The organism is Glycomyces sp. NPDC021274, from assembly GCF_040641195.1.
Taxonomy (GTDB): domain Bacteria; phylum Actinomycetota; class Actinomycetes; order Mycobacteriales; family Micromonosporaceae; genus Glycomyces.
The window spans coordinates 1-1,311 of record NZ_JBFADC010000077.1 but is presented as its reverse complement, the minus strand read 5'-3'; the positions used below and the strand labels follow the sequence as shown (position 1 = coordinate 1,311).

The 1,311-nt window shown below is 71.2% G+C and carries 2 protein-coding genes; both read left to right on the top strand.

Annotated elements, in window-relative coordinates; translation table 11 throughout:
• The coding region (locus tag AB0I03_RS26695; RefSeq protein ID WP_360417381.1) for a phosphopantetheine-binding protein at positions 1–733 on the top strand (733 nt) is incomplete at its 5' end.
• 46 nt (positions 734–779) lie between these two features.
• The coding region (locus AB0I03_RS26690; RefSeq protein ID WP_360417379.1) for a beta-ketoacyl synthase N-terminal-like domain-containing protein at positions 780–1,311 on the top strand (532 nt) is incomplete at its 3' end.

Sequence of the window (1,311 nt, the reverse complement as noted above, 5' to 3'; positions counted from 1 at the left end):
GTCCGATCGCGCCCGGATGGCACGCCTCGGCATGGTGCCGCTCTCCGCCGACCAGGGACTGGCGCTGCTGGACGCCGCGCAGTCCGTCGACGAGGCGGTGCTGGTACCGATCCGGCTCGACACCGCTGCCCTGCGCACCAAGGCAGGCGGGGTGCCGGCCCTGCTGCGCGGCCTGATCCGTAGCTCGGCGCGGCCGACGGTCAGCACCACCGAGGGCCCCTCGCTCCGCGAGCGGCTGGCTGCACTGACCGACGCGGAACAGGACCGACTGCTGCTCGACCTGGTCCGTACGCACTCCGCCGCCGCCCTCGGCCACAGCACGTCGCACGCGGTCGACGCCGGGCGCGGATTCCTGGAGCTCGGCTTCGACTCGCTCACCGCGGTGGAGCTGCGCAACGGACTCAGCGCGGCCACCGGACTGCGACTGCCCGCCACCCTGCTGTTCGACTACCCGACGCCGAGCGCCCTCCGCGACCATCTGCGCGTGGAGCTGGCACCGCAGGAAACGTCCGTCGCCGCGCCGGCACTCGCCGAGCTCGACCGGCTGGAAGCCCTGCTCGCGACCGTCCCGGGAGACGACGACGCACGCACCGCGATCACCACGCGACTGCAGCGCCTGCTGTCGAACTGGACCAGCCCCGGCGAACAACCGGAACACACCACCGACGACCTCTTGTCGGCCAGCGCCGAGGAACTCTTCGACGTGCTCGACCGAGAGTTCGGCAGGTCCTGACGTGATCAACGCACACCGCCCCACCGCCGCAAGGAGCTGACGCCAGATGTCGAACGAGGAGAAGCTTCTCGATTACCTCAGGCGTGCCACCGTCGACCTCGGCGAGGCCCGCCGGCGAGTCCAGGAGCTTGAGGCGGGGGAACAGGAACCCATCGCGATCATCGGCATGAGCTGCCGCTACCCGGGAGGCGTGAACTCCCCGGAAGACCTGTGGCAGCTGGTGGCCGACGGTGGCGACGCGATCTCGCCGTTCCCGACCGACCGCGGTTGGGACCTGGCCGCGCTCTACGACCCGGACCCGGACCACACCGGCACCAGCTACGTCCGGGAGAGCGGTTTCCTGCACGATGCGGCCGAGTTCGACCCGGCGCTCTTCGGGATCTCGCCGCGTGAGGCGCTGGCGATGGACCCGCAGCAGCGGCTGCTGCTGGAGACCTCCTGGGAGGCGTTCGAGCGGGCCGGTATCGCGCCGACCGCGCTGTCCGGCAGCCGGACGGGTGTGTTCGCCGGACTGATGTACCACGACTACGCGACCCGGCTGCACGAGGTACCCGACGGCGTCGAGGGCTACCTCGGCA